This is a genomic window from Mycobacteriales bacterium, from assembly GCA_030697205.1.
In the GTDB taxonomy this organism is placed as follows: Bacteria; Actinomycetota; Actinomycetes; order Mycobacteriales; family SCTD01; genus JAUYQP01.
The window spans coordinates 30142-55843 of the sequence record JAUYQP010000046.1 but is presented as its reverse complement, the minus strand read 5'-3'; the positions used below and the strand labels follow the sequence as shown (position 1 = coordinate 55843).

Here is a 25702-nt window from a genome sequence, read left to right as displayed (position 1 = left end):
CGTGACCAAACGCTCCAAGCAAAGCGTCGGGATCCCACCTTCAGCACGGCGCTGACGGATCTGTGGATAACTCCCAGGCGCGGATCGTGCTGGTCCGTTGCGGCCGCGAAGGGTCGGGAGCCGTCCGCCAGACCCGACCGCTCCACCTCATGTGCGGCGCCCCGCTGGACCGGCCGCTGAAGGCAGCGGCGTGGCCGTGGAGCGGTTGGTCACGATCGTGGAGCGGTCGATGTCGACCGTGCCGACCATGAGCGACTCATGGGATCTCAGCCTCAGCATCGACGCGCACGGCCACGACGACACCGCGGTGACGGTCGCGCCTGCCGGCGGCTCAGGGCGCCCGCATCTGAAGGTCCGTGCCGGCACGGTGGTCGTGCACTGCATCGATGGGGCGAGCGCCATGAGCGCCGCCCGCGCCTGGGCCGCCGCCCAGCTGTCGGCCGCCGAGTGGCAGCCCACGTTGCGCGACATCCGGCGACCGGCGCCACCAGTCGGATCCGGGGCGGCCTATCCCGCCGGGTCGATAATCTTCGAAGGCCGGCAGCCCTGGCACGTCGACCGCGTCGGTCATGCCCTGGCCATCACGGTCGGGCCGCTGCAGGTACGGGCCTACGACATGACCGCGCTGGAGACCCACATCCGCGCCTGGACCCAGGCTGCGGCGGTTGCAACCCGAGTGTTCCCCGGTCGCGCCGTGCCGTTCGCCCGGGTCCTCGAGCAAGAGCGACAGGCGCGGCTGCGCGCCGTCGACGAACCCATCAACCGCCGATACCGCCGACTCGACGGCCGTCAGCCAGGCCTCCCCCAGCCGGACGGGAAGGGCCTCGAGCCCCCCGCGCCGGGCCTGCCAGGCACTGGGCCGGCCAGATGACGACATCCACAACCTGCCTCGCCGCGGCACCACTGCCGATCTCAGCCCCCCACCGTCGCCCGACCAAGACGGCGCTCCGGGAGGAACGATGACCACACCAACAAGCGGCGCACCTCCTCGTGGGCCGTACCACCTGCTCGCCCTGACCACCGTCCGAGGCGGTGGACGCCCGGTCGCATGGCGGCATCTCGGCCACCACGAGGACCTCGAGACCGCGGTACGAGCTCGGATCGAAGACGTCCTCGAACAGCTCGCCCTCAACGACGGCTGGCTGATCAACTCACAGCACCTCATCGTCGGCCCCGGTGTCGACGGCCCCGCGACGCTGCACAGCTACGTCAGCGAGGTTGGCGCCGACCCGGGCGACGACAAGGTGCCGAGCCCGCACAACGAGCCGGCGCTGCGCCACTGGCTGCTCAACGCACACAGCCTGACGTACTGACCGTGCCTTATGCGGATGCTGCATCGGTCGTAGACCTGGCGAGCACCCGTCGCAACACTGCGCGCATGAACACCGAGCAGTTCCGCACGTTCCTCGTCGCCGCAGAGGAGGGAACCGCTACGGGCGCCGCCACGCGGCTCGGCAGATCCCAGTCCGCGGTCAGCCGTGAACTCGCCGCGCTCGAGGAGATACTCGGCGTCCCTCTGTTCCGGCGCCGACCGCGCGGTCTCGAGCTCACTGCTGCGGGCCGGGCGATGCTCAGTCCGGCGCAGGACGTCGTGGACGCGGTCGACGCGATGTTCAAGGCCGTCGCCGACATGTAGCTCTGCGCGGCAGGATGAGCGCGTGAGCGACCGCGCCTGCTCCATCCCGAGGTGCGGGCAGCCGGTCGTGGCGCGGGGGTGGTGCCGGTCCCACTACGACCGTTGGGAGAAGTACGGCGACGCGACCCACCCGGGTCGACCTGGGCGCGGCGTGTGCGGCGTCAACGGCTGCGGCCGGCCACACAGCCAGCACGGGCTGTGCCGCGGTCACTACGACCGAGTCCGCCGAACCGGCGAACCCGGACCCGCCATCTTCCGACCGGCGCGGGTGCCGGCGACCGGCTCGTGCGCAGCCGCCGACTGCACCGCCGACGTCGTGACCATGGGGCTGTGCCAGCGGCACTACGACGGCGACCGTAGAGCGCGGCACCGGCAGTGACGTCTCTGCGCCCTCGCCCCCGGGGCGCTCTCGGATCCCGATGCCAGGTTGTCCACAGGCCCTCCCCGAGGCTCTCGGATCCGGTCTAACTTCCTGACGCGTGGACGTCCGGCGTCATGGCCGCACCTGAAGGACCCGCGAAGCGCTCGGCTGCATGTGTGGAGGAGGCCTTGCCGCGGGTGCTGGATCGTGCAGATCGGCGCCGGACGTCCACCCGACTTGATGTAGTAGGTCATGACGTTGTTGCTACCTGAAGGCCTGCACGAGCAGATCGCTGCGGGCGGCCGGGACCTCCGGCCCCAACGGCCGTAACCGGCGCTCCTGGACAGGTCGGATCGGTGCGCGACGGACGCGATTACACCGGGGCGGGTGCAATCACGTGGAGGCGGAACCCGGACCACGCCATCGGGCAAGACGTGCGGGGCGACCCGGCCACTATCCACCTGCTGCCGCCGGCGGGCGAGCGTGTCCACGAGGTGCTAGCGGACCCGCCCGCCGGGTGACCGACTGATCTACCGGCGGAACGACCGGAACAGCGCCCAGACCGCGCACCTGCGGCACAGGAACACCCCGGGCGTGCTCCCGAGCTCGGCCACCTTCGACCGCGGCATCGGCCTCGCGCAGCAGCCGCACGGCACGGTCGCCCTCGTCGGCGCGGTCACCGGGCGCCGTCGAGCGCTTCGACGAGCTGCTGGACGGTCGGCGCGCCGCGCAGTCCGTCGGGGGTCCGGAAGACCCGGCAGGACAGCCCGACCGGGTCGTCCTCCTCGGCGAAGGGGTCCGTGCCGTCGAGCAGAACCGTCGGCAAACCGCGGAACCTGAGCCGCTCGGCGTCTTCGGGCGTCGTCACCTCGACGAGCGCGACGTCGGCGTCGACGCCGGCCAGCGGCAGCGCCTGGCGGAGCCGGGCGTCGGTCTCCTGCCAGTTGGGGCAGCCGGAGAACCACAGCAGCTCGACCTTCACGCCCCGACGGTACGCAACTACGGGACGTCGCGGTCGGGACCTTCGGCCCATGCCCGCGCAGCCGTACGGGTGCACGATGAGGGCGAGCCCGAACGACCGGCAGGCCCGTCCCGCCGGCACCGGGCCCGAACGACGAACCCCGAAGGGGTTGGTCTCCATGAACCACGACAAGCACCCGTACTGGCTGCTCGGCATCGTCGCGGTGGGAGCCGTGCTGGTCCTGACCGGCAACGTCGGCGGCTGGCTGTTCCTGCTCTGGCCCGCGGCCTGCGTCGCGATGATGGTCTGGATGATGTGGGGCATGCGCGGCATGGCCGCCGCGCCCGCACCCGTCCCGCCGGAGCACACGCACGACGACGGCCTGACGCACGCGCACAGGTAGCGGACGCCGGCCCGCGGGGGCTTCCCGCAGGGCCGCCCGGCACGTCCCAGGCAGACCCCGGAGGTCGCCATGAACACCCCCCGTCTCTCGCTCCTCATCAGCTCGGTACTGGTCGTCCCGCTCGCGCTCGTCGTCGGCGCCGGACCTGCCACCGCAGAGCCGCCCGCCAAGCCGTTCGGCTCGCACGTCTCGTCCTGCGCGCAGCACGCCGGCTTCACCGGAGCGCACAACCCGAGCCACCACCGCGGCCCGGCCGCCACGCACGACATGAGCGCCATGCACTGCATGCACCACTGATCGAGCACGCCACCCGGCTCGACCCAGGAGGACCGCATGAGCGAGACCCACCCCGACCAGTCGCCCGACCCGACGGGCAAGCAGCTCCGGGACGCCCGCCGGCACGCCCACGGCGTCCAGAAGGACAGCAAGCCCGAGGGGGGCGGCAGCAAGAAGGACCGCAAGGGCATGCGCGACAAGAAGGGCCGCAAGGGCAAGGGAGACCCGAAACCGTGACGCGCCCGGCCACGGCCCGGCGCCCGCTGGTGCCGCGGGCGCTGCGCCGCCGGGCCCGCAGGCTCCGCGCCAGGTCCCGCCTGCGGGCGGCGAACCTGCGCGGCACCGGGGCCACCCTGCGCCGCCGTGCCGAGGCCCCAGCACTCGGTCCAACCGTCCCGGAGCCCGAGGGCGTGGAGACGACGTACGGCGCGCCCCGGACGCTGCTGACGGTGACCGTGAAGCGCGACAACCCGCAGTGGCTCGACCTTTACGGCCACTGGTGGGTCGAGGCGGGCGAGCGGAGCTGGGGCTGGTGGCCGCGCGAGATCCCCGTCGGCGTGCGCCAGCTCGCGCACGGCACCGACGGCGTCCTCAACGGCACCGGCCTCGTCGGACGCAAGGGGACCTGGCAGCGCGACCCGCAGCACGGGCGGCACGCGGCGCACTCGTTCCACCCCGTCCTCGTCGAGCCGATCACCGACGCCGAGGTCGTGGCGCGGCTCCAGGCGTACGCCGACGGCTACCGCGGCGAGTGGCGGTGGGCGTGGACCCGGCGCAGCGTGCACGACACCTGCCGGACGTTCCAAGACGGCCTGCTCGCCGCCGGCGGACTGACCGAAACGCTCCAGGACCTGCCGAGCCGAGGCAGCGGCTGCCCGTTCCTCTACCCGCCCCGGACCGTCCTGTGGCGCGCGCAGGACCTCCTCGACGCCGCCCGCGGACGGCTCGCCCCGAAGGCCGGGTCCGGCGGCGACACGGACCGGTCGGCGCAGGTGCTGTCGACGTACGAGCGGGTCGCCGGGCGGTACGACCGGTACTGGAGGCGGCTCTGGCTCCTCGTCGCGGGCCGCGCCGCCGAGCAGGCGATGCTCCAAGCGGTCATCCGCGCCGCCGCCGGCAGCACCGACGCCGGGCGCCCGCTGGTGCTCGACGCCGGCGCCGGCACCGGGGCCCTGTCCCGACGGCTTGCGCGGGCCCTCCCGGACGTGCACCCCGTGCTGGTCGACGTCTCGCCGGGGATGCTCGCCCGCGCCGCCGACCTGCACGACCCACGCGCCGTCGCGTCGGTGCAGGCGTTGCCGTTCCCCGACGGCACGTTCGACGTCGTCATGTCCGCCTGGGTCATCGAGACCGTCGACGACCCCGCAGCCGCCGTCACCGAGATGCTCCGCGTGCTGCGGCCCGGCGGCCTCGTCGCGTACTCGTTCTGCTCAAGGCCGGTCCGACGCCGGGACCGGTGGCGCACCGGCCCGACGCGGGCGGTCGTGCACGCGCTGTTCGCCGGTCACTTCCTACGCGATGAGCAGACGCCGTTCCACGACTGCGCCACGTCGCGACGGAGCTCGTTCGGCTCCGGGGCGGCCACCGTGGTGCTGCTCGGGAAGTGCTGCACCGTCGCCGCCGCCGCGACGCAGGGCGCTTTGCCGGCGGAACGGTCCAGCTAGCGCTGGAACATCCGTGCGGTCGCACGGTTGTACGGATGGAGAGGAAGGAGGTCCGCATGGCGACAGACCACGCCCACCCCGTGGACCCGAAACGGGTCGCCGCCGCGAAGGCCCGGCTCATCGACACCGAGGAGGCCGGGCGCCTCGCCGGGCTCCTGGGGCTGCTCGCGGACCCGACCCGCGCCCGGATCCTCTACGCCCTGGACCTGGTCGACGAGCTCTGCGTCGGCGACCTGTCGCTGGCGCTGGAGGCGACCGAGGACTCCGTCGGTTACGCCCTGCGCGTCCTGCGGACCGCCGGGCTGGTCAGCACCCGCAAGGACGGTCGGGTCGTCTACTACCGCCTCTCCCACGGCTTCCCCGAGCCGCTTCGCGACCACTGCCTGCGCGCCCTGGTCGACCTGTCCCGCACCGTCGCCGACACCGACGACTAACAAGAGGAGCGTTCATGAACGCCACTGAGATCGCCGTCGTCATCGGCGGCATCGCCGTCATCGCCGCGCTCGCCTGGTACTTCTTCGCACCGCGCAAGGCCGTCGGCGCCCAGCTCGAAGGGGGCCGGCAGGTCGTCGACATCACGGTCCGGGGCGGCTACTCCCCGAACCGCGTCACCGTCGAGGCCGGCAAGCCTGTCCGGTTGCGCTTCGACCGGCAGGAGAACAGCGACTGCTCCGCCCGGGTCGTGTTCCCGGATCTGCGCAAGAGCGCGTCGCTGGCCGCGTTCGGCACCACCGTGCTCGACCTCGACATCACCGAGCCGGGCGAGTACTCCTGGGCCTGCGGCATGAACATGCTCCACGGCACCCTCATCGCCGAGGCCCCAAGCAGCAGCGCCGACGGCGGCGGCGCCCCCGAGCGCAGCACGACGCCGGCCGCCGACGCGCACCAGCACGGCGCCGGGCATGAGACCGCCCGCGCGGTCGGCGTAGGACCGCGGCTGGACGCCGGCCCGGCCCGCGAGCGCGCGGAGTTCGCGCTGCCCGGCGCTCTCCGGAGCCTGCCGACCGACGTCGCCCGCGCCGAGGCCAGCCTGCAGGCCCTTCCCGGCGTCGAGAGCGCCCAGGTGAACTTCGGCATGGAACGAGCCGTCGTCATGTACGACCCCGACATCACGACCGCCGACTCGCTCACCGACGCCGTCGCGAAGGCCACCGGCTTTAAGGCACGGCTCCGCGCCGAGCCGGGCAGCGAGAGCACCGAGGACGCCGAGGCCGCCGACCGCAAGGCCGAGGTCAAGGACCTCAAGATCCGCGTCGGCCTGGGCGCGCTGCTCACGGCCCCGGTGCTGTACGCGGCGATGGTGATGGGCCTGTTCGGAGAGCAGTACGTGCCGGATGTCCTGATGAACCGGTGGGTCCAGCTCGCCCTGACGCTGCCGGTGTTCCTCTGGATCGGCTGGCCCATCCACGCCACCGGCTGGCGGGCCCTGCGCAACCGCAGCGCCGAGATGAACAGCCTCATCGCGCTCGGCACCCTCGCCGCGTTCGGCTACAGCGTCGTCGCGACCGTCGTCCCTGACGTATTGCCCGAAGACACGCGGGAGGTCTACTACGAGGTCGTCTCGTTCATCGTCACGGTCATCCTGCTCGGGCGCCTCGTCGAGGCCCGGGCCCGCGCCGGCACCGGCGACGCGATCCGCGCCCTCGTCGGGCTCGTCCCGGCCACCGCACGGGTCGTCCGCGACGGCCTGGAGGTCGAGATCCCGGTCGCGGACGTGAAGGTCGGCGACCAGCTCAAGGTGAAGCCGGGCGAGAAGATCCCCGTCGACGGCGAGCTCGTCACGGGCACCTCGAACGTGGACGAGTCGATGGTGACCGGCGAGAGCGTCCCGGTCGCCAAGGCCGCCGGCGACGAGCTGATCGGCGCGACGGTCAACCAGACCGGCGCGTTCACGATGCGCGCCACCCGCGTCGGCAGCGACACGGCGCTGGCGCAGATCATCAGGCTCGTCCAGGAGGCCCAGACGTCCAAGGCCCCGATCCAGCGGGTCGTGGACAAGGTGTCGAGCTACTTCGTCCCGGCGGTGCTGTTCCTGGCCGTCGCGACGTTCGTCCTGTGGTTCGTCCTCGGGCCGGAGCTCCCGCTCGCGGTCGTCGCGACCGTCAGCGTCCTGATCATCGCGTGCCCGTGCGCGCTCGGCCTCGCGACACCGCTGTCGATCATGGTCGCTACCGGGAAGGGCGCGCAGTCCGGTGTCCTGGTCAAGAGCGCCGAGGCGCTAGAAACCGCGCACAAGCTCCACACGATCGTGCTCGACAAGACCGGCACCATCACCCGCGGCAAGCCCTCGCTCACAGACGTCGTCACCGTCGACGGGCAGGACGAGGACGAGCTGCTCCGCCTGGTCGCCGCCGCCGAGGTCGACAGCGAGCACCCCCTCGCGTCGGCGATCGTCACGGGCGCCCGCGACCAGGGCCTGGACCTGCCGGCGGTCACGACGTTCGACTCGGTCACCGGCAAGGGCGTCCGCGCCACCGTCGACGGGCGCGAGCTGCTCATCGGCAACGCCCGGCTCCTGCGCGACGCGAGCATCGACACGGCAGGGCTCGACGCGCACGCCGACCGGCTCGCCGACGAGGGCAAGACCCCGATGTACGTCGCCGTCGACGGCAAGGCCGCCGGGCTCGTCGCCGTCGCCGACACCGTCCGGCCGGACAGCAAGGCCGCTATCCGCAGACTGCAGGACATGGGCCTGGAAGTCGTGATGATCACCGGGGACAACCCGCGGACCGCGAACGCCGTCGCCCGGCAGGTCGGCATCACCCGCGTCCTCGCGGAGGTCCTGCCGGACCAGAAGGCCGCAGAGGTCCGCGCGCTGCAGGACGAGGGCAAGGTCGTCGCGATGGTCGGCGACGGCATCAACGACAGCCCCGCGCTCGCCCAGGCCGACGTCGGCGTCGCCATCGGCACCGGCACCGACGTCGCGATCGAGGCCGCTGACGTGACCCTCATGTCCGGCGAGCTCAAGGGCTTGGTCACCGCCGTCGCGCTGTCCCGCGCGACGATGCGCAACATCCGGCAGAACCTCGTCCTGGCGTTCGGCTACAACGCCGCCGCCATCCCGATCGCCGCCGGGCTGCTCTACCCGTTCACCGGCGCGCTGCTGTCGCCGATGATCGCCGCCGGGGCGATGGCCCTGTCGAGCATCAGCGTCGTCCTGAACGCCGCGCGCCTCAACGCCTTCACGCCGCCCGTCGTCGCCGCCGACGTCCCACCGACCGCCGGGACCGCGACGACGGCCCGCCAGACCGCCCGGACTCGCGGCTGATGGCTGACGGCGACGGGGACCGGGCGGTGCGGCAGTCCGCGAACCTGGCCCGGCATCTCAACGGCCAGCACCCGACGACGGTCCTGCTCCTGGCCCGGCACGCCCCGGGCGGCAGGCCCGACGCGGCCGCCGCCGAGCTGACCGGCGCCGACGACGATGGCCTGACGCTCACGGCGACCACGCCGGACGGCGAGGTCGTGCTGCGGCTGGCCCTGCCGGACGGGCCGGACGTGCGCGGGCGTATCGGGGCGCTGCTCAAGGCGACCCGCGCGGGGCTGCCCGACGACGGGTCTGTGCCGCTGACGTCGCTGGAGGAGCAGATGGCCGGCGGCGGACGCGGACCGCACGGCAGCGCCGCGCAGCACTAGCGCCTCGACCGGCGACACCTGGGCAGGAGACCTACCGTGACAAGCATGGGCATGACGGCACCCGGGGCTCGCGCTGCGACGCGCGCCCTCGCGGTGCTCGCCGTCCTGCTCGGGCTCCTCGCGATGCACGGCCTCGCCAGCACCCACCACGCCTCAGCCGCCACGACCGCCACCCCACGCGACGCCGCGCAGCACCAGGCCGCGACGACCGCTCCCGAGCAGCACCAGCACGCAGCCGTCCCGGCCGTCGTGCCCGAAGCCGCCGCGGTGGCCGCGCCCGCGGGCTCCGGCTGCGACGACGACTGCCCGGACCTGGCGGTGCTCTGCCTAGCGGTGCTGACCGGCGCTGCGCTGCTCGCGGTGCTGCTCGCCGACCGCCGCGCGCCGCTCCTCGCGACACCGCCCCGGCACCGCCTCGTCGAGAGGGCGCCGCCCGAGACCGTCCCCCGACCGCCCGACCCCGTGAAGGAGCTCTGCGTCAGCAGGACGTAGGCCGACCGCCCCCGCGCCCCCGCCGTCGGGCGCCGACGGCACGACCGGCACGTCCCCCCTGACCTCAGACACCCTGAACGGAGCACCACCATGAACAAGCGCCACCTCACCGCGTCCGCGATCCTCGCGTCCGCGCTCGTCCTCACCGCCTGCGGCAACGGCGGCAACGACACCGCCGGCAGCACCGGCAACAACGGCGGCGGCACCAGCGCCGAGACCGCGAAGGGCAACGACGCCGACGTCGCGTTCCTGGTCGGCATGACGCCGCACCACGAGCAGGCCGTCGAGATGAGCGAGATGGTCCTCGCGGCGGACCCGCCCGCCGAGGTCGCCGCCATCGCGAACCAGATCAAGGACGCGCAGTCGCCCGAGATCGAGCAGATGAAGACGATGCTTGAAGACCTCGGCGAGGAGCCCGCCGAGGGCGGCCACAGCGGCGGGCACAGCGCCGGGATGGCCGGGCACGGCGGGATGATGAGCGAGGACGAGATGGCCGCGCTCATGGACGCGACGGGCACCGACGCGGCCCGGCTCTACCTCGAAGGCATGGTCAAGCACCACCAGGGCGCCATCGAGGCGAGCGACACCGAGATCGCCGACGGCCAGTACGAGCCCGCGATCGAGCTCGCGAAGAGGATCAAGACCGCCCAGCAGGCGGAGATCGCCGAGATGCAGGCCCTGCTCAAGGACCTGTAGCCCTGCGGCTCGGGCGCGGACCGCTGGTCGGCGCCCGAGCGGCGGGATCTGCGGCCCTGGCTTCTCGGGCCGGGGCGGGGGACGGTGAGGCAGGAGGGCCCCGATGACCGCACGGATCAGGAGGCACCCCGTCGCAGCCGCCCTGCTCGCCGCCGTCCTCGTCCTCGGTGCCGTCTGGGCCGTCAAGCTCGGCCAGGTCGCGCTCGGGGCCCGCTCGAACGCTGACTACTGGTCCCAGCCTCAAGGGGAGACCGGCGGGCTGCTGTACGTCGCGCTCGGCGACAGCGCCGCGCAGGCGGTCGGTGCAAGCGACCCGCAGCACGGCTACGTCAGCCTGCTCGCCGATCGGCTCCGCGACAGCACCGGCAAGCCCGTCGAAGTCGTAAACCTCAGCAAGAGCGGCGCCCGCATCAAGGACGTCCTCGACACCCAGCTACCTGCCCTCGCCGCGCTGGGCAGGACGCCGGACGTGATCACCGTTGCGATCGGCGGGAACGACGTCCGCGCCTACGACCGAGCCACGTTCGCCCGCGAGGCCGACCGCCTCGCCTCAGCGCTCCCCGACGGGACCTACGTCGCCGACGCGCCGTACTTCATGCACGGACGATGGGAGCGCGACGCCGACCAGGCCGCCGCCCTGCTCCGACAGGCCGCCGCGGAGGAGGGGCTGCGGCCCGTGGGGCTGCACGCCGCTCTCAAGGCCCAGGGCTGGAAGGCGATGCTCACGCAGTTCGCCGCGGACTGGTTCCACCCGAACGACCGCGGCCACCGGGTCTGGGCCGACGCGTTCTGGCACGCGATGGCCGACGACGCCGCTCGGCTCTAGCCGCCGGCCTCGGCGTACCGCGTCGTGAACGTCCTGCCGCCGTCCCCGCTGACGACGATCCCCCTGCCGGCGACCGCGACGTGCAGCCGCGGCTTCCCGGCGACCGCGTCGACCGCCAGGGCCTCCGGCTCGCCGCCCGCAGACCCGCTCCGCTGCCAAGACGCCCCGCCGTCGCCCGACCGGTGGACCGTCCCGTCCCCGGCGACGCCGAACAAACCTGCGCCCTGCTGCCACGCCACCACCGCGAGCGACGGCGCGCCGGCGAGCGACGTCCACGTCCTGCCGCCGTCGACGCTGAGCTGCGGCCCCTGCGGCGTCGTCGCGACGACCTTCTCGGGGTCGGCGGGGTCGACCGCGAAAGCGAGCAGCTGGAGACGTGACCGGCGGTCCCACTCCTTCTTGTCCTCGGTGACCATGAAGGTGCCGGACGTGGAGTCGTAGCCGTAGACCTGGCCGTGCGCGGCAGCCAGGGCGTGGAAGTCGGCCGCGCCGTGCAGGCTGATCCGGTCCCACGTCACGCCGGCGTCGTCGCTCTCGATCAGCCCGAGCAGCGGCGGGCGGACGTCGTCCTCGCGGAAGTCGGGGTGGCCCGAGCCGATGAACCGACCGGGGCCGACGACGGAGAAACCCATCGTGTCCTGCGCCCGGTTCGCGACCCGCTCGGCGTCGCCCTGCTCGGGGATCTTGAAGAGGCCGGAGTGCGTCGCTGCGTACAGCGTCCCGTCGCCCGGATCGACCCCGAGGCCGTGGACGTGCACGACGCCGGTCTCGACGTCGAGCGGCGGGAGCGGCCCTGCCCCGACGGCGGCCCGGTCGGTCCCGGCGGAGCAGCCGGCGAGCAGCAGGGGCAGCAGGGCCGCGGCGGCGCGGCGGGCTCGGGTGCGCACTTCCCGAGCGTAGGCGGGCCCGGGCCGCGCGTCCTGGCGGCTGGGCACTGTCAGCGGTGCCCTGCGAGGAACGCGTCGCGGCATCCCTCCGAGCAGAACAGCCACTCGCGGCCCGCGGCCGCGGCGGCGATCGAGCCGGGCCCGACCGTCATGTGGCAGACCGGGTCGATGAGGCCGTCCTGCGTCCCGAGCGGGAGCGACCAAGCCTCGATCGGGCCCGCGATGTGCCGCAGCGGACGGGCGCCGAGCGGCACAGCGTCGCAAGCGGTCGTGCCCGCCTCGGCGACGGCGGCGGCGGTCATGAGCAGCTCTCCGGGCGCGGCGATCCCGGCGAGCCTGGCGGCGACGTTGACCGTGTGGCCGAGCACGTCGTCGCCGTGCGCGGTTCGGACCAGCAGCACCGGCCCGCAGTGCACCCCCGCCCTCACGCGGAGGCAGAGCTCGGCGTCGCCCTGCTGCTCTACGCCTGCGCGCAGCGCCGCGAGCATCCCAGCGGCGGACGGCGAGACCAGCAGGGCGCCATCGCCGAGGTGCTTCACGCACTCGACGTCGAGGGTGGCCGTGCAGGCGGCGTCGAGTGCGCCGACGAACGCGTCGTGGACGTCGGCGGCGTAGTCGTCGCCGTGCGCCTGCGTCATCGCGGTGAACCCGGCCAGGTCCACGAACGCGACGCACCGCCAAGCACGCCGTCGCCGTCCTGCGTGGTCGGTCACCTCGCCATCATCGGCTCGCTCGGCCCACGTCGTCGCCGCGGTCACGCGAAGGCGCGAGAGCGGCGGGCCAGCCGCAGGCACGCCACTAGCAGGGCCGCGCAGACGGCCAGGAGCGCGGCGCCGGCGGCGTTGCGGGTGCCGGCGTCCGCCGCGACCGGCGGCGCGTAGAGCGGGCGGACCTCGGTGTCGGTCTCGCCCGGTGCGGCGGGCAGCCACGCCTCCAGGGCGGTGCCGTCGTCGTCGCGGGCCTCGGCGTAGACGAACCACCGGCCCTCGCCGAGCCCGTCGACCGTGCCGTCAAGGCGACAGCCGCCGGGCGCGTCCTCGACGCGCAGCGGACCGTGCAGCGCCTGGCCGGCCCGTCGGGCGACAGCCCCGCCGGCGGTCAGCCCGTCGCACGCGCCGGGGAGCTCCATCGTGATCCGGGCGGTCCCGCCCTCGCGCGCAACGGTCAGCTCGCCCTCGCGGAGCTGCTCGCCCTGGCCGGGGTCGTGCGCCCATGCCGCGTCCTGGCCGGGGACCGCGCCGACCGCCAGCGCGAGCGCTGCGACGACGACCGCCGTCCGCGCCGCCGCCGCGCGGGAGAGGCGCAGGTCGCCGTGCGCCAGGGCGACCAGCAGCCCCGCGAGGGCCCCGAGCGCGACCGACCCTGGGAGCAACGCCAGCGGGACGAGGGTGGTGACGTCGGCCTGGAGCCGCAGGAACGGCCACCACACCAGCGGCACAGCGGCGCCGAGCAGGATGAGCCGCAGGACCGGCCCCTTGTCGCGGAGCAGCGCGGCGAGCGCGAAGGCAACGACGACCGGCGGGACGAGGGTGAGGGAGAACCCGGCCGCGGCGAGGAACGCGACGGTCCCGGCGCGCAGGAGCGTATAGACGACTGCGGCGCCGACTGCCTCTCGGGGGCCGGGCAGGAGGTCGTTGAGCAGCGCGACGGCGGCGCAGACCCCGAGGGCGGCGACGGGCAGGAACCACAGGACCGAGAACTGCGGGACGTCGCTGTCGTACTCCAGCACGGGGACCTGCAGCGTCCCGATGACTCCGGCGGCGGCGAGCAGCCGCGCCAGGGCGCCGGCGCGGCCCTGCGCCAGGCGAAGCCCGGCGAGCAGGCCGACGGACAGGGCGAGGGTGCCCAGGACGGCGGTGAGGTGCGGCGGCGACCAAATGACGGCGTCCCTGCCGTAGATCTCGTGCCAGGCCGCGTCGACCGGGCCGCTCGCGAGGGTCGTCGCGCCGCCGATCCCGGCGAGCAGCAGCGCCGGGTCCCCGAGGACGGAGCGGACGCCGCCGACGCCCCAGCCGGCGCGGCGCCACGCCATCAGCCCCCACGCGGCGACGGCCAGGGAGGCGACCAGGACGCCGCCGTACAGGAGCAAGTGCGGCGGGATCGCGAAGTCGTCCCGGCCCTTGTCGGTGTGCCAACTGTCGTCCCAGTACGTCGCGAGCAGCGCTGCCGCCGAACCGGCCCCAGCGAGCAGCCCGAGCCCGACCGGCACCGTCGTCGCATCCCGGCCCGTCCGTAGCGCGTTCAGCACGATGTCCCTCCTGGCTTCGTCGTCGGCTCAGCGGGCGGCGGGCGACGTGGCGCAGCCGGCGGCGTCCGCGGCGGTGAGCGCGCAAGCGCGGACGGCGGCGACCTTGCGGTTCATCGCCGGGCGGACGCGGTGCCGGAACACCCAGCCGCGCAGGCCGCGGAGGTTCGTGCCGTGCTCGGCGTAGAACGCGTCGGGATCGTCGTAGGCGCCGAAGTCGTTGTTGATCCCGGTCGCCTGGATGTAGGTGTCGGCGCCGGTCCACTCCACCGGGGGCGAGGCGAGGTTGTCGGTGCCGACGGCGTAGCCGAGGAACTCGCCAGCCGCAGTGGGGTTCGAGGCGCGGACGCCGTCGAGGTAGCGGTCGTCGAGGATGACTCCCTCCAGCCCGACCCACCGCCCGTCGACCTGCACCTCGGCCCAGCTGTGGATGATGTCGCGCGGTGCGAGGCGGTACATCAGGCCGGTGACGACGCCCTTCTGCAGCCGCTTGTGGATCGTCGCTCCGTGAAACCGGACCGGGACGCCGGCGCCGCGCAGCAGCGCCATGAGCAGCGTCGTCTTGGTGTTGCACTGCCCGAGGCCGTCGGCCAGGACCTGCGAGGCGGGGATGTCGTCGGAGGCGTTGTATCCGAACGCGATGTCGTCCCGCACGAACCCGTAGATCGCGCCGACGCGCTCGGCGGGGTCGAGGCGGGCCCAGCCGCGCCGCTCGGCGAGGGCGCGCAGCGCGGGGTGCTGGTGGTCGAGCAGGCGGGTCGGGCGCAGGTAGCGGTCCATGCGTTCGACGGTAGGAAGCGTGGGCCGCTCAGGGCTTGAACGTTGCGGCTGACCTCAGGGCCGGTCGAATGTGCCGGCGAAGGCAATGCCCGCTGCGAGCAGCGACGGCGGGAGCCCGAAGTTGGCGCGGAACGTACGGCTGAGGTGCGCGCTGTCGCTGAACCCGGCGCGGACGGCGGCCTCGGTGAGGTTCGCGCCGCCGCCGACCTCCTGCACCGCCCGGCGCAGGCGGGCCCAGAGGACGTACCGGCGGAACGGGATGCCGGTCTCCTCGGTGAACGAGTGGGTGAGCCGGCTCGGCGAGACATGCGCGGCGGCTGCGGCGTCGGCCAGCCGCGGCATCCCGTCGAGGTTGGCGTCGACGTAGTCCAGCGCTCGCTGGACGTGACGCGACTGGGCCGTCGGCTCCTCGTGCCAGCCGAGGCGGGCCAGGGCGCCGTCGAACCACGCCGTCAGCGCCTCGGGCCCGAGGTCGCCGTCGGGCGGGGGCACCGGCCCGGCGGAGGCCACCGCGCCGGGCCCAGCCCCTGCGACCCGCCGGGCGAGGGCCTGTCCGCGGGGGCCTTGGGGCTCGAGGAGGGCCAGGACGATGCGGCCCGTGACCGCCCGCACGCCGTGCCGCTGGCCCGCCGGGATGAGCGCCGACGTGGTGGTGACGGCCTGGCCGCCGACGTCGAGCTCAAGCTGGCCGTCGAGGGCCCAGAACATCTGGATGGCGTGGTGGGCGTGGTCGGCGGCCGTCCCGCCGGGGCCGGCGTACAGGACCAGGCCCGGCGCGAGGACGGCCGATCCGGACCAGGAGCCGGCGGCGGACGGCGCTTGCCGTTCCGGCCTGCCCGGGCCTATCATCGCCATATGCCGATGATAGCCCAAGAAGCCGACACGACCCCGGCGGTGTGCCTGTTCCGCTCTCTTGCCGATCCCGCCCGCCTGGCGATCGTCCGGCACCTCGCCCTCGGCGAGCACCGCGTCGTGGACCTGACCGCCCACCTCGGGCTGGCCCAGTCCACCGTCAGCGGACACCTGTCGTGCCTACGCGACTGCGGCCTGGTCACCGCCCGCGCCGAGGGCCGTGCCTCCCTCTACTCCCTCGCCAGGCCCGAGCTGCTCGACCTCCTCGCCGCCGCCGAGACGCTCCTGGCCGCGACCGGCGACGCCGTGAGCCTCTGCCCCACCTACGGACAGGACACCGCCTGATGGCCGCCCACACCGACCACGCCACGCTCGCCGCGCTCTCCCCGAAGGAGACCGACCGGCTGACCCGCAAGGGGCTGCGCCTCGCGCAGTTCACCGTCGGCTACAACGTCGTCGAGGGAGCCGTCGCCGTCACCGCCGGCATCATGGCCGGCCTCGTCTCGCTCGTCGGGTTCGGCGTGGACAGCGGCATCGAGTCGATGGCCGCCTTCCTCGTCGCGCTGCGCCTGTCCGCCCGGCTGCGCCACGGCGAGGCAGACGAGAAGAAGGAGAAGCGCGCCCTCAAGGCCGTCGCCGTGACCTTCTTCGTCCTCGCCGCCTACGTCGTGATCGAGGGGGTCCGGAGCCTGCTCGACGGCGAGGAGCCCGACAGCAGCACGATCGGGCTGGTCCTGCTTGCGCTGTCCCTGATCGTCATGCCCGTGCTCGCGGTGCAGAAGAAGAAGGTCGGCGCCGAGCTCGGCGGGGACCGGCTCATCCTCGCGGACGCCGCCGAGACCAAGATCTGCGTCCTGCTCTCCGTCAGCACCCTGCTCGGCCTCGGGCTCTACGCGATCACCGGCCTGGCGTGGCTCGACCCCGTCGCCGGGTTCGTCATCGCCGCGTTCGCCGTCAAGGAGGGCATGGAGGCTTGGGAGGGCGAGCTCGTCTGCGACAAGGGCTGCGACGACTAACGCCGCCGCAGCGGCACCCGACGATGCTTGCACCCGCCATGGTGCGATCACCGCACGGCAGATGCGATTGGCAGACGCGCAGGTGGTGGGCGGCGACCTACATGCCGCTCAGCGGCATGAGCGCACGCATGCCCAAAGTCGTCCCGAGGCTTGCTCGCCAGGACGCGCGGTGCGTCAGCGGCCCGTGCCGAAGCCTGAAGCCGGCGGCAGCTCACGCTCAACCCCGCCCGGAGGCTCGGTTCCTTGCGCGGGCTCGCGCGTACGCCAGACGGAAGCTGTCGGTGAGGGCCGCCACCAGCTGCGAGCGGTGCGCTGCCGGCCTGTCGCGGCGAGGCGTTCGGCGATGCCGGCGCGCGTGAGCGCTTTGCGGGCCTGATCGTCGGGCCGACGCAGGACGGCGGGCCGGTCCAGGTCGGCGGTGTCGGTGAGTCCTGTGTCGCGGCTGAGCAAGTCCCAGGTGCTGTAGAGGTAGTTCCGTTCGCGGCCGCGGCTCATCGCGACGTAACCGGTCTCGCGGGTCAGGGCGTGGGTGCCCCAAAGCAGCGAGACGTCGACGGTGATGCCCTGCGCTTTGTGGGCGGTGAGGGCGTAGCCGTGGGTGAGCCTGCCGGTGCGCAGGTAGGTCTGGTCCAGGTGCAGGGTCCGGCCGTCGTCAAGCCGAACGGTGACCGCGTTGTCGTCGGGGTGGAGGGTCGTGACGCTGGCGCGAGTGCCGTTCAGCAGCCCGAGGGGGTAGTCGTTGGCGGTGACGAGGACCTGCTCGCCGGTGCGGTAGCCGCGGTGTCCGCCGGCGGCCAGCGGCACGCGGAGTTCCTCAGGCCCGAGGCGGCCGTGCTCGAGCATCCGCTGCCGCAGCTGGGCGTTGAGGCGGCGGGCGTCGCCGCGGCTGCTCGCGATGACCAGGACCCGGTCGGGGGTGTGCGAGCGCAGGTGGGTTTCGTAGTCGTCGAGGAGCCGGCTGGTCAGGCTCTCGATGGTGTCGGTGACGCGGAGGCGTTGGTGGCGGCTGTAGGCGGACAGGGCACGCAGGACGTCGCCGCCGCGGAGCTCCCGGAGTGCGCGCTGTTCCCACTTCGCCTGCTGTCGCTGGTTGCCGGTGAGCTCGACGGTGGGCAGGCGCTGGGCGAGGGATGCGAACAGCCCGCCGGCGTCGATCTCGGGTAGCTGCTTCGGGTCGCCGACGAGGACGAGCTTGGTGCCCGTCTGTTCGGCGAGGGTGAGGAGGCGGTGCAGGGTGCGGGTTCCGACCATGCCGGCCTCGTCGATGACGAGGACTCCCCCGGGCGGCAGCACTTCCTCGAGCCGGCCGCGCACCTGCGCTCCGCCGGTCACTGGCGTGGGGTCGGTCTGGTTGAGCAGCCGTTGCAGGGACTGGGCGGGGATGCCGGCGCTGTCCTGCAGGACGCGGGCGGCGATCGCGGCCAGGGCGGCTCCCTGGACCGGGATGCCGCTGGCCCGCCATGCCTCGGCGGCGACGGCGAGCGCTGCTGTCTTGCCGCTGCCCGCTGCGCCGACGATCACCTCGAGTCCGGTGTCGCCGGTCAGGAGACGTTCGAGCATGGCTTGCTGCTGGTCGCTCAGGCCACGTGCCTGCGCGGCCGCTTTAGCAGCGTCGAGCGTCGCGTCCCGGACCGGAAGGCACGCCGGCACGGTTGTGACGGGCGGACCTGCGTGGGTGAGGCGCTGTGCGATCTCGAGGGCGTCGTGCTCCAGCGCGAGGAGCTCGCGGGTGCTGTAGCGGCGGGCACTGACGGGGGCGTCGCCGAGCAGCGGCACGATGCGTTCGTCGTGCAGGACCCGCGTCGCCAACGCTCGTAGCCCGGCCAGTCGGACCGGGACACCGGCCGGCAGGTGCTCGCACACGCCGCGGAGCAGCTCCTTGCGGTCAAAGCTCGCCCGCTTCAGGGTGAGGCCGGTGGGTTCGAGCAGGTCGTCGGCGAGCTTCCGTGTCATCGGACCGACAGCTGCCTGGGCATCTCGGGTCAGCTGCCGCAGCTGTCCGCTCGTGTCCTGGTGCAGCACCGCCCGGGTGACGTCGCGGTCGTAGCCGGCGGCGGCCGCCTCCTGCTGCCAGCGGTCCTGCAGCCGCACCGCGTCCTCTGCTGTTGGCTTGTCCGGGCGGGTGGAGAGGGTCGCTGCCTGCGCAGCGGCCGGGCCGTCGAGCCCGACGCGTTCAAGCTGCTCCTCGATCTGCGTGCGGCGCTTGCTGAACAGCCGCAGTAGCGGCTGGGGGATGCCGGCGATGTCGGCCTGGCCGTTGCGGACCGGCCCCCAGGTGACGCCGAGGGTGCGGGTGAGTTCCCCCCGTAAGACGGCCTGGTAGACGAAGCCGGCGGTGCGGGCGTGGGCGTAGATCTCGCGAGTGTCGATGGCGCTCCACTTCCCGTCGCGGCCATGCAGGAGGTTCGCAATGACGACGTGGGTGTGCAGCTGCGGATCGCCGCATCGGCTGCTGCGGTGCTCAAACGCGGCGCCGATGAACCCCTCGCTCCCGATCCTGGTGTCGCTGCCATCCCCGCGGTGGTGACCGCGCAGGGCGGTCGCGCACTGCAGCTCGAGATAGGCCAAGGCCTCGGTCACCGCGAGGCGGTGGGCCTCCCGAACCATGCGTCCAGTCTGCCCGCTGCCCGAGCTCGCGGCGTCGATGTCGAGATCGGCGGCGCCGTCACCGCTGCTATCGGGAGCGAGCGCGTACAGGACGGAGACGCTCTTGGGGGCGCTGAAGGTCAGGTCGAGACCGGGGATCCGCACGTCGACCCGGTCGTCGCGGTGCCGTACCGCCTTGGCGAACCGGTCCCGCAGCCGCCCGCAAGGTGTGCGCTCCGCCAGGGCCTGGGTCGGGTTCAGCCGGGCAGCGCGGAGCAACCGCTCAGCGTCGTCGACGCTCATCGTTGGGGCTGGCCAGCGCGGCCGGCGCCGCGCCCTGTCCAGGTCGGTCTGGGCTCTCCGGTACAGCTTCGCCAGCCGCTCCTGCTCCGCCAACCTTCCGGATGCCTGAACCACTGTCGGCTCCGTGCCGCCAGCGACCGGCCGCCACAGGTCTTCGACATCTTGCTCCAACCGCTGCGCCTCGCGCTGCAACGCAGCAACGATCACTGCGGTCGGGACCCGGCTTCGTGGATCGGATCGGAGCACCTGCCCGACCAGTTCTGTCCCATCGGGAGCTCGACCCTCGAGCAGCCGTCGCAGGTCCTCCTCCCGGTCCGGGCTGGACAGCTCACCGTCCAGACCCATGGCGCGGGCACCGTCACCGATCCACCGGCCCGCCAGCTCGCCGCTGCCGACGAAGTAGTCCAGCGGGCAGCCCACCCGCTCCAGGAAGTAGTTAGCCGCCGCCCGGCCTGGCGCGAGCCGGCCGATGCTCAGCACCGCTCCACCACCCGAACCGGTGCGCCCACCCGCGACCACCGGAAGCTGCGGATCGACTCACGGAAGGTCAACGCTGGAGCGTCGCCCATGCGTTAGCCCGCGTCCCGGTTCAGACCGCTCCGCAGATCCGCGGTCATGAAGCGGTCCGACGTGGCGGAGCGCTCCAGAGGTGTGGAGCGCTCCAGCGCTCGCGTTCGCTCCAGACCCGGGTGGCGAGTCAGGTCGATCATCCGCGAGGGCCTGGTCGCCTCCTCCCAGCGGGTGGCGAACGGGCGCAGTACCTCAAGCCGGGTCTGGGCCGCGGTCATCAGTCCTGACCCCACGCCACCAGCACTCGCTGGCGCTTCCGCCAACGCCACCAGCTCCCGCCCCGCGCGTTCCACGCCGCGCAGCAGCGCGTCACCAAGCACCATCCGTGACAGGAACGGCACCGTGGTCGGTACCGCGGCGTCCGGCCGCAGCGCCCTGGCGACCTCCGACGGGCTCTGACCGCTCCACCCTCGCTGAGAGCCATCGCACAGGGCCGGCAACGTCACGACGTCGACCGCTCCACCACGCTCGTGCACGCGCCGAACCGCCTCGAAGACGCTCCCGCACGCCGGATCGGTGAAGTCCTCATCACGAAGCCACGGGATCCGACCCAGCAGCTGAGGCGCCGCCACGAGGCCCGCGAGCAGGACCCGCTCCCGCCCCGCCCCCCTTGCGAGCTCCGCCTCGGACACCTCCGCGACATGCTCGGGAACAGACCGCTCGGCCGCCGCGGAGTCAGGCACCGGCAGGCACGGCATGGTGTCGCGCCACTTCGCGGGCAAGTCCTCCCAGCGGTGAAAGCCACTCGCGAGGCTCGCGCGCTGCGCCGACGCCATTGCCAGCACCTTCCCGACCGGCCATGTCCCCTCCCGGCCGATGTCAACCGCCTGGAGCAGACGAACACCAGCCGCGTTGACCTGCCGCCCCACGGTGCCGGCGACGATCAGCGTCGCCCACGCCTCCGGATGCACCGGGACAGGCAGCCGTGGCAGCCAGTCGAGCAACTCCGACAGCGGGTAGCCGTCACGACGCAACAGCCCCTGCCTCTGCAACGCGGCCGGCAGGTCCGCCGCGGCGATCGGGCGCTCCGCGTCCATCGCGACGCGGAACAGCACTGCGGCCGCCGGATCGGTGAAGTCCGACTCTCGCAGCCGTCCCGACAGCTCAAGACGATCCGCATTCCCCAGCACGAGGGCCGACACGAGTGCGCGTTCAGCCGCGCGGAAGTGCTCCATGCCCGGCAGACTCCGAGCCCACCGCTCCAGAAACGCTCCAAACGCTCCACCCCCAGAGCGAGGGGGCGCGCTCAGCGCTGGCGAGCCAAGCTCGGCGCGGCCATCGGCCTCACGTCCGACGGGACGGCGCCAGCCTGAGCGTGCAGGCTCAGCTGTTTCGGCTAGGAGCCCAGCGACTCCGGATCGTCCTCGTCGACGTGCTCAGCCGCAGGCACGATCCGCAGCACCTCCTCGACCGCCAGCACTACCGGCCGGCCAACGAAGCCACTCCGCACGATCAGCGTCTCGCCGGCGACCTCAATCGTCCCCAGGAACCAGTCGTCCTCGGTCTCGACCACCAGGAGCTCACCAGCAGCCAGCATCGCCATGACCGACATCATCCTGTAGCCACCGTTGAACCACACGATCCGCGCCGGCCAGTCTCAGCCCCCTGACAGCCGACAAGATCAACTGCCCAACCTCACCGAACCACACACTTGTACCGCCCCTGCGGGGCGGTACATCAGTCGCGCCATCGCTCTCACCCAGGGTTGCTTAGAGAGGGAGTTGACGCCCCAAGCAACCGCGCCTTAGGGCATCCTGCGTGAGTACACGACCGACGCTCAGAAGGATCGCCTCCCTTGACCGCCGCAGAAGGCCCCGCACCGGATGCAACGCAGGGTTCCGAGGAACCTGCCGTGCCCGTCGAACCCTCGGACGTAGGGGTAGAGGCCGACACGGTCGAGATCGCCATCGACTACGCGATCATCTCCCACTTCTCACAGCACCTCTACGGCTCGCCGAACAAGGCAGTCGAGGAACTCGTCGCGAACGGCTTCGACGCGCTCGCGAGCACCGTCGATGTCTGGGTTCCTGGCGAGCAGATCACCGGCTCCGTGCTCGTCTGGGATGACGGCCAGTCAATGGACATCGGCGGCCTCAAGTCACTCTGGGAGATTGCGCGCAGCCCGAAGGCGAAGGTCCCCAAGCGCCAGATCGTGGGCATGATCGACGGCCACCAAGTGACTCGCGACATGATCGGAAAGTTCGGGATCGGAAAACTGGCGAGCTATGCCGTCGGGGACCAGATCACCCATTACTGCCGATCCGGCGAAGACTACCTGTTGGTGAACGTCGATTACGTCCAAGTCCTCGACGAGAACCGAGGGACCAAGTCCTACACGACACCTGTCCGACGTCTCACCAAGGAGGAGGCACACACAGCCATCCGTTCGCTGTTCACCGATCCTCCCGCTGACATCGACGAACTCCTAGAACGTCCGACCTGGACCCTCGCGCGGATCGGACGTCTCCGAGCAGACGTAGACCTCAAGCCCGGCCGACTGAGCTGGGTGATCGGCAATGGGATGCCGCTACGGCCAGACTTCGCCGTCAACGTCAACGGGGAAGCGGTCACCACCAAGCTCAGCAAGAACGCCAAAGAGACATGGAACCTCGAGACGCCGAGTCTCACCAAAGCCATCGCCAGCGGCTGGTACGACAGCGTGCGCGCGGGCGATGTCGACGGCACCTTGCTGATCGGCCCTGGGATGTCTGGCTGCATACCCGCGGCGCCCAAGAAGGCGGGGGCGGACGCTCAGGTCTGGGTCGAAACCAGCGACGAGATCCCCGACTTAGTGGTTCGGTTCCCGAACCTCGGAGACGTGCGCGTCGAGGTCAGGCTCTTCGCAGACAGTCTTCTTGCGAAGAAGGACGAGGACCGTCCCCGCACTCACGGCTTCTTCGTCATGGTGCGAGGGAGGCTCGTCAACAGCGAGGACGAGCTCCTGTTCCTGAACGACCCGTCCTTCACTTCCTTTTACCGGACGCAGTTCGTGATCCACGCCGACGCACTTGACACCGACCTTCTCGCGGACCGCGAGCGTCTCAAGCGATCGAGCAAGGCGGCCACCGAACTGGCCTTGCTGCAACGAGTCCTCAACGGGGCGGCCCGCGCATTTTTCGAAAGCAAGGACGACGAGGACGCCGCCAAGCGGAGCTCGGTCAGCTTGCTGCCGCTGGACAACCGTGAGCTGTATAGGCAACCCGTCACCGCCCTCTTGCTGGCTCGCGACGCACTCGGGGCAGACGGAGACTTCTCGGATCCCGAGGTCCGACGGGTCAACAACACCGAAGCAAGCCCCCTCTCGGACCTGGACGTCGTCGAGGGCAACTTCCTTGTCAATCAAGACCACCCCCTGTTCGCTGCGGTCCGAGCGGAGGCCGGCGGTGGCGCTGCTGCGAAAAAGTTCTTCCGCGTGTTCGACGTCTTCGCTGTCGGAGAGCGGCTGCTCGAGGGTCACCTCCGAGAGATCGGCCTGCCCGCTGACCAGGTCGAAGGCATCAGTGGTTGGCGCGATCGACTGCTTCGTGCCCTCGCAACGCGATACAGCCTGGCCGGCGAAGAGGTCATCGCCGAGGTCACGAACGCCAGCTTCAAGGGCGACGCCCCGTTCGAAATCGCCTTGGCAAAACTCTTCCGGCTTATGGGCTTCGACGCCTCTCGCGATGGCGCGCCCGGCCAGAAGGACGTGCTCACCGTTGCGCCTACCGGCCCCGAGCACTACACCTGCGCAGTTGAAGCAAAGGGTTCCTCGACAGCGGTGACCAACGTGACCGCAGCGATCGCCAGCGCCGCCTCGCATCGGGACAAGGTCACGGCTGACCACGCCATCGTGGTCGCCCGCGAGTTCTCCGGCTTTAAACAGCCGAAGGACGAGGGTGTGGCGATTCTCGACGAGTGCACCGCGGTGGGTGGCGTCTCCGTCGTGACCCTCGACGTGCTCATCGACCTCTACAAAGCTGTGCAGGAGTACAGCTACCCGCTCTCTGTCATCCTGCCGGTCCTCCAGGTCGTCGAGTCCCCCGACGAGAAGCGAAAGCGCGTCGCGGACTTGACCGATCCGCTCGCTAGCTTCGACTTCCGCTCGCTGCTCGAGAGCATCTGGAACGCCCAACGCGGGGACGCGGCCAAGGACGTAGTCGCGTTCCGTTCACTCTGGCAGGTCACGGACCGAAGCATCGATCTCACGCAGTTCACCACCAAGCTCGTGGCACTGGAGGCGATGAGTGGGGGGCTCATCGTCGTGGATACCGCGAAGGACACCGTGTACATGCGCCAGTCTCCGGACTTGGTCGCCGCCCGCATCGCCAAGTCGCTGGCGGGACACGAATCACATGAAGAGGCGGCAGCCGAGACAACCCCCGAGCCCACGCCCGCGACCGAGGGCGCGGCCGCCTCAGAGCCTGACGTCGAATCGGGCACAACGTGACGACGGAGGAGAACGAGAACAAGGCAAGTCGACTGACTGCAGTCGACTTGTTCGCTGGCGCGGGTGGCGCTACCCAGGGACTTCGGAACGCCGGCTTTACTGTGCTAGGCGCGGTTGAGAACGACCGGTCGGCAGCGACTTCCTACGCCCTCAACCATCCGCAGGTGCGCCTCTGGACGGAGGACGTGCGGAAGGTCCCCGCGACGACCATGCTCCGTGAACTGAGCCTCAAGGTCGGCGAGCTGACCCTGCTCAAGGCCTGTCCGCCCTGCCAGGGGTTCTCGTCTCTCGCAGAAGGCCGCGCCGAGGTCGACGAGGTTCAAAACGATTTGGTCCTAGACCTCGGCCGGTTCGTCCGCGCCTTCCGCCCTAAGATGGTTCTGTTAGAGAACGTACCCGGCCTGGGGCGCGACGCGAGATCGCGTCGACTGGTGACTGTGCTGGCATCCCTCGGCTACGTCTCAAGGCAGTACAGGGTGAACGCGCAGGACTTCGGTGTCCCGCAGCGCCGCAAGCGGCTGATTATCGTGGCTGGGCGGGGGGTCAAGACGGAGCTGCCCACCGAACTCTCAGGGGTCGGTTTGGAGGGTGAAGCACCAGCAACGGTGCGGACGGCCTTCGACCAGCTAGCGCAGGAAATCCAGGAAGGGGATCCGCTTGATCGCGGTCGGCAGTTGTCCGGCACTGTCTTGGATCGCGTACGTGCAGTACCGGTCAACGGGTCGCGATTTGACCTACCCGAGCATCTTCGGCTCCCTTGCCACAACAAGCTGGATGAAGGGTGGCGAAGCGCTACCGGCTCGTACGGACGGCTCCGCCTCGACGACGCGGCACCCACCATGACAACCCGCTGCACGACGCCCGCATGTGGGTCGTTCATCCACCCGACTGAGCCCCGCGGGATCACGCTCCGAGAAGCCGCGACGCTGCAGACCTTCCCCTCGACCTACCAGTTCAGCGGTACGTACGGGGAGATCGAGCGGCAGATCGGCAACGCAGTTCCGGTGAAGATGGCGGCCGCGCTTGGGAGCGCAGTCCTCGCTGTCATCGGCGCCTGACGGCTCTTTCGGCACGCAAGCCGGGCCG

At 71.9% G+C, this 25702-nt stretch carries 27 protein-coding genes; 18 read left to right on the top strand and 9 right to left on the bottom strand.

Annotated elements, in window-relative coordinates; genetic code table 11:
• The first annotated feature begins 247 nt into the window (after positions 1-247).
• The 4 genes from Q8R60_14875 to Q8R60_14860 all read left to right on the top strand — a co-directional run bounded on the left by Q8R60_14875 (position 248) and on the right by Q8R60_14860 (position 2015).
• Positions 248-871 carry a hypothetical protein gene (locus Q8R60_14875; protein ID MDP3713756.1) on the top strand — a complete coding sequence of 208 codons (624 nt, stop codon included), beginning with the start codon at positions 248-250 and terminating at the stop codon, positions 869-871.
• Positions 872-959: 88 nt separating this feature from the next.
• Positions 960-1313, top strand: coding sequence for a hypothetical protein (locus Q8R60_14870; GenBank protein MDP3713755.1), 354 nt, complete (start codon positions 960-962; stop codon positions 1311-1313).
• A 65-nt stretch (positions 1314-1378) separates the two neighbouring features.
• The gene (locus tag Q8R60_14865; GenBank protein ID MDP3713754.1) at positions 1379-1636 is read left to right on the top strand and encodes a LysR family transcriptional regulator; all 258 of its coding nucleotides are present in this window, start codon (positions 1379-1381) and stop codon (positions 1634-1636) included.
• Positions 1637-1658: 22 nt separating this feature from the next.
• Complete coding sequence (locus tag Q8R60_14860; protein MDP3713753.1) at positions 1659-2015, top strand: hypothetical protein; 357 nt, start codon at positions 1659-1661, stop codon at positions 2013-2015.
• Positions 2016-2673: 658 nt separating this feature from the next.
• Here the strand turns inward: Q8R60_14860 and Q8R60_14855 are convergent.
• Positions 2674-2979 carry a thioredoxin family protein gene (locus Q8R60_14855; GenBank protein MDP3713752.1) on the bottom strand — a complete coding sequence of 102 codons (306 nt, stop codon included), beginning with the start codon at positions 2977-2979 and terminating at the stop codon, positions 2674-2676.
• A gap of 76 nt (positions 2980-3055) precedes the next feature.
• On the opposite strand from Q8R60_14855, the gene Q8R60_14850 reads away from it, so the two are divergent.
• The 10 genes from Q8R60_14850 to Q8R60_14805 all read left to right on the top strand — a co-directional run bounded on the left by Q8R60_14850 (position 3056) and on the right by Q8R60_14805 (position 10951).
• Positions 3056-3361: a hypothetical protein gene (locus Q8R60_14850; protein MDP3713751.1), complete on the top strand. Its 306-nt coding sequence runs from the start codon at positions 3056-3058 to the stop codon at positions 3359-3361.
• Between the two features lie 69 nt (positions 3362-3430).
• Positions 3431-3658, top strand: a complete 228-nt coding sequence (locus Q8R60_14845) for a hypothetical protein (protein ID MDP3713750.1) — start codon at positions 3431-3433, stop codon at positions 3656-3658.
• A gap of 36 nt (positions 3659-3694) precedes the next feature.
• Positions 3695-3874, top strand: coding sequence for a hypothetical protein (locus Q8R60_14840; GenBank protein MDP3713749.1), 180 nt, complete (start codon positions 3695-3697; stop codon positions 3872-3874).
• The gene (locus Q8R60_14835; protein MDP3713748.1) at positions 3871-5301 is read left to right on the top strand and encodes a class I SAM-dependent methyltransferase; all 1431 of its coding nucleotides are present in this window, start codon (positions 3871-3873) and stop codon (positions 5299-5301) included. The genes Q8R60_14840 and Q8R60_14835 overlap by 4 nt, the downstream gene beginning before the upstream one ends.
• Positions 5302-5357: 56 nt before the next feature.
• A complete protein-coding gene (locus tag Q8R60_14830) occupies positions 5358-5735 on the top strand; it encodes a metalloregulator ArsR/SmtB family transcription factor (protein MDP3713747.1) in 378 nt (125 codons plus the stop codon).
• Between the two features lie 14 nt (positions 5736-5749).
• Positions 5750-8569 carry a heavy metal translocating P-type ATPase gene (locus Q8R60_14825; protein ID MDP3713746.1) on the top strand — a complete coding sequence of 940 codons (2820 nt, stop codon included), beginning with the start codon at positions 5750-5752 and terminating at the stop codon, positions 8567-8569.
• Complete coding sequence (locus tag Q8R60_14820) at positions 8569-8937, top strand: DUF2470 domain-containing protein (GenBank protein MDP3713745.1); 369 nt, start codon at positions 8569-8571, stop codon at positions 8935-8937. Before Q8R60_14825 ends, Q8R60_14820 begins: the two co-directional genes overlap by 1 nt.
• Positions 8938-8988: 51 nt before the next feature.
• Positions 8989-9429: a DUF6153 family protein gene (locus Q8R60_14815; GenBank protein ID MDP3713744.1), complete on the top strand. Its 441-nt coding sequence runs from the start codon at positions 8989-8991 to the stop codon at positions 9427-9429.
• A gap of 90 nt (positions 9430-9519) precedes the next feature.
• Positions 9520-10125 carry a DUF305 domain-containing protein gene (locus Q8R60_14810; protein ID MDP3713743.1) on the top strand — a complete coding sequence of 202 codons (606 nt, stop codon included), beginning with the start codon at positions 9520-9522 and terminating at the stop codon, positions 10123-10125.
• Between the two features lie 103 nt (positions 10126-10228).
• The gene (locus Q8R60_14805; protein MDP3713742.1) at positions 10229-10951 is read left to right on the top strand and encodes an SGNH/GDSL hydrolase family protein; all 723 of its coding nucleotides are present in this window, start codon (positions 10229-10231) and stop codon (positions 10949-10951) included.
• On the opposite strand, the gene Q8R60_14800 is transcribed toward Q8R60_14805, so the two are convergent.
• From Q8R60_14800 to Q8R60_14780, 5 genes are all read right to left on the bottom strand, one after another.
• Positions 10948-11838 carry an exo-alpha-sialidase gene (locus Q8R60_14800; GenBank protein MDP3713741.1) on the bottom strand — a complete coding sequence of 297 codons (891 nt, stop codon included), beginning with the start codon at positions 11836-11838 and terminating at the stop codon, positions 10948-10950. The two genes, Q8R60_14805 and Q8R60_14800, sit on opposite strands and share 4 nt — an antisense overlap.
• A 50-nt stretch (positions 11839-11888) precedes the next feature.
• A complete protein-coding gene (locus Q8R60_14795) occupies positions 11889-12500 on the bottom strand; it encodes an adenylate/guanylate cyclase domain-containing protein (GenBank protein ID MDP3713740.1) in 612 nt (203 codons plus the stop codon).
• A 92-nt stretch (positions 12501-12592) separates the two neighbouring features.
• Positions 12593-14086, bottom strand: a complete 1494-nt coding sequence (locus Q8R60_14790; protein ID MDP3713739.1) for a hypothetical protein — start codon at positions 14084-14086, stop codon at positions 12593-12595.
• A gap of 27 nt (positions 14087-14113) precedes the next feature.
• Positions 14114-14863 (bottom strand): transglutaminase family protein, encoded by a 750-nt coding sequence (locus tag Q8R60_14785; GenBank protein MDP3713738.1) that lies wholly within the window; start codon positions 14861-14863, stop codon positions 14114-14116.
• A gap of 54 nt (positions 14864-14917) precedes the next feature.
• On the bottom strand, positions 14918-15718 hold the full coding sequence (locus Q8R60_14780; protein ID MDP3713737.1) for an AraC family transcriptional regulator: 801 nt from the start codon (positions 15716-15718) through the stop codon (positions 14918-14920).
• Between Q8R60_14780 and Q8R60_14775 the strand changes: the two genes are divergently transcribed.
• Positions 15719-16060, top strand: a complete 342-nt coding sequence (locus Q8R60_14775) for a metalloregulator ArsR/SmtB family transcription factor (protein ID MDP3713736.1) — start codon at positions 15719-15721, stop codon at positions 16058-16060.
• Positions 16060-16731 carry a cation transporter gene (locus Q8R60_14770; GenBank protein MDP3713735.1) on the top strand — a complete coding sequence of 224 codons (672 nt, stop codon included), beginning with the start codon at positions 16060-16062 and terminating at the stop codon, positions 16729-16731. Before Q8R60_14775 ends, Q8R60_14770 begins: the two co-directional genes overlap by 1 nt.
• Before the next feature lie 174 nt (positions 16732-16905).
• Here Q8R60_14770 and mobF read toward each other — a convergent pair whose 3' ends face one another.
• The 3 genes from mobF to Q8R60_14755 form a co-directional block, all read right to left on the bottom strand.
• Positions 16906-20100, bottom strand: coding sequence for a MobF family relaxase (gene mobF, locus Q8R60_14765; GenBank protein ID MDP3713734.1), 3195 nt, complete (start codon positions 20098-20100; stop codon positions 16906-16908).
• Between the two features lie 92 nt (positions 20101-20192).
• Positions 20193-21365 carry a DnaB-like helicase N-terminal domain-containing protein gene (locus Q8R60_14760; GenBank protein MDP3713733.1) on the bottom strand — a complete coding sequence of 391 codons (1173 nt, stop codon included), beginning with the start codon at positions 21363-21365 and terminating at the stop codon, positions 20193-20195.
• A gap of 161 nt (positions 21366-21526) precedes the next feature.
• A complete protein-coding gene (locus Q8R60_14755) occupies positions 21527-21745 on the bottom strand; it encodes a hypothetical protein (GenBank protein ID MDP3713732.1) in 219 nt (72 codons plus the stop codon).
• Between the two features lie 297 nt (positions 21746-22042).
• Here Q8R60_14755 and Q8R60_14750 point away from each other — a divergent pair, with 297 nt between their 5' ends.
• Both Q8R60_14750 and Q8R60_14745 read left to right on the top strand, forming a co-directional pair.
• Entirely contained in the window at positions 22043-24616 is a 2574-nt protein-coding gene (locus Q8R60_14750; protein ID MDP3713731.1) for an ATP-binding protein, read from the top strand.
• On the top strand, positions 24613-25674 hold the full coding sequence (locus Q8R60_14745) for a DNA cytosine methyltransferase (protein ID MDP3713730.1): 1062 nt from the start codon (positions 24613-24615) through the stop codon (positions 25672-25674). Before Q8R60_14750 ends, Q8R60_14745 begins: the two co-directional genes overlap by 4 nt.
• The last annotated feature ends 28 nt before the right edge of the window (positions 25675-25702 follow it).

Excerpts from the sequence above, each read along its gene's own strand:
- Q8R60_14875 (MDP3713756.1), top strand. The coding sequence starts at position 248 with ATGAGCGACTCATGGGATCTCAGCCTCAGCATCGACGCGCACGGCCAC.
- Q8R60_14870 (MDP3713755.1), top strand. The coding sequence starts at position 960 with ATGACCACACCAACAAGCGGCGCACCTCCTCGTGGGCCGTACCACCTG.
- Q8R60_14865 (MDP3713754.1), top strand. The coding sequence starts at position 1,379 with ATGAACACCGAGCAGTTCCGCACGTTCCTCGTCGCCGCAGAGGAGGGA.
- Q8R60_14850 (MDP3713751.1), top strand. The coding sequence starts at position 3,056 with ATGAGGGCGAGCCCGAACGACCGGCAGGCCCGTCCCGCCGGCACCGGG.
- Q8R60_14845 (MDP3713750.1), top strand. The coding sequence starts at position 3,431 with ATGAACACCCCCCGTCTCTCGCTCCTCATCAGCTCGGTACTGGTCGTC.
- Q8R60_14840 (MDP3713749.1), top strand. The coding sequence starts at position 3,695 with ATGAGCGAGACCCACCCCGACCAGTCGCCCGACCCGACGGGCAAGCAG.
- Q8R60_14830 (MDP3713747.1), top strand. The coding sequence starts at position 5,358 with ATGGCGACAGACCACGCCCACCCCGTGGACCCGAAACGGGTCGCCGCC.
- Q8R60_14825 (MDP3713746.1), top strand. The coding sequence starts at position 5,750 with ATGAACGCCACTGAGATCGCCGTCGTCATCGGCGGCATCGCCGTCATC.
- Q8R60_14820 (MDP3713745.1), top strand. The coding sequence starts at position 8,569 with ATGGCTGACGGCGACGGGGACCGGGCGGTGCGGCAGTCCGCGAACCTG.
- Q8R60_14815 (MDP3713744.1), top strand. The coding sequence starts at position 8,989 with ATGACGGCACCCGGGGCTCGCGCTGCGACGCGCGCCCTCGCGGTGCTC.
- Q8R60_14810 (MDP3713743.1), top strand. The coding sequence starts at position 9,520 with ATGAACAAGCGCCACCTCACCGCGTCCGCGATCCTCGCGTCCGCGCTC.
- Q8R60_14805 (MDP3713742.1), top strand. The coding sequence starts at position 10,229 with ATGACCGCACGGATCAGGAGGCACCCCGTCGCAGCCGCCCTGCTCGCC.
- Q8R60_14785 (MDP3713738.1), bottom strand. The coding sequence starts at position 14,863 with ATGGACCGCTACCTGCGCCCGACCCGCCTGCTCGACCACCAGCACCCC.
- Q8R60_14780 (MDP3713737.1), bottom strand. The coding sequence starts at position 15,718 with ATGGCGATGATAGGCCCGGGCAGGCCGGAACGGCAAGCGCCGTCCGCC.
- Q8R60_14775 (MDP3713736.1), top strand. The coding sequence starts at position 15,719 with ATGCCGATGATAGCCCAAGAAGCCGACACGACCCCGGCGGTGTGCCTG.
- Q8R60_14770 (MDP3713735.1), top strand. The coding sequence starts at position 16,060 with ATGGCCGCCCACACCGACCACGCCACGCTCGCCGCGCTCTCCCCGAAG.
- Q8R60_14760 (MDP3713733.1), bottom strand. The coding sequence starts at position 21,365 with ATGGAGCACTTCCGCGCGGCTGAACGCGCACTCGTGTCGGCCCTCGTG.
- Q8R60_14755 (MDP3713732.1), bottom strand. The coding sequence starts at position 21,745 with ATGATGTCGGTCATGGCGATGCTGGCTGCTGGTGAGCTCCTGGTGGTC.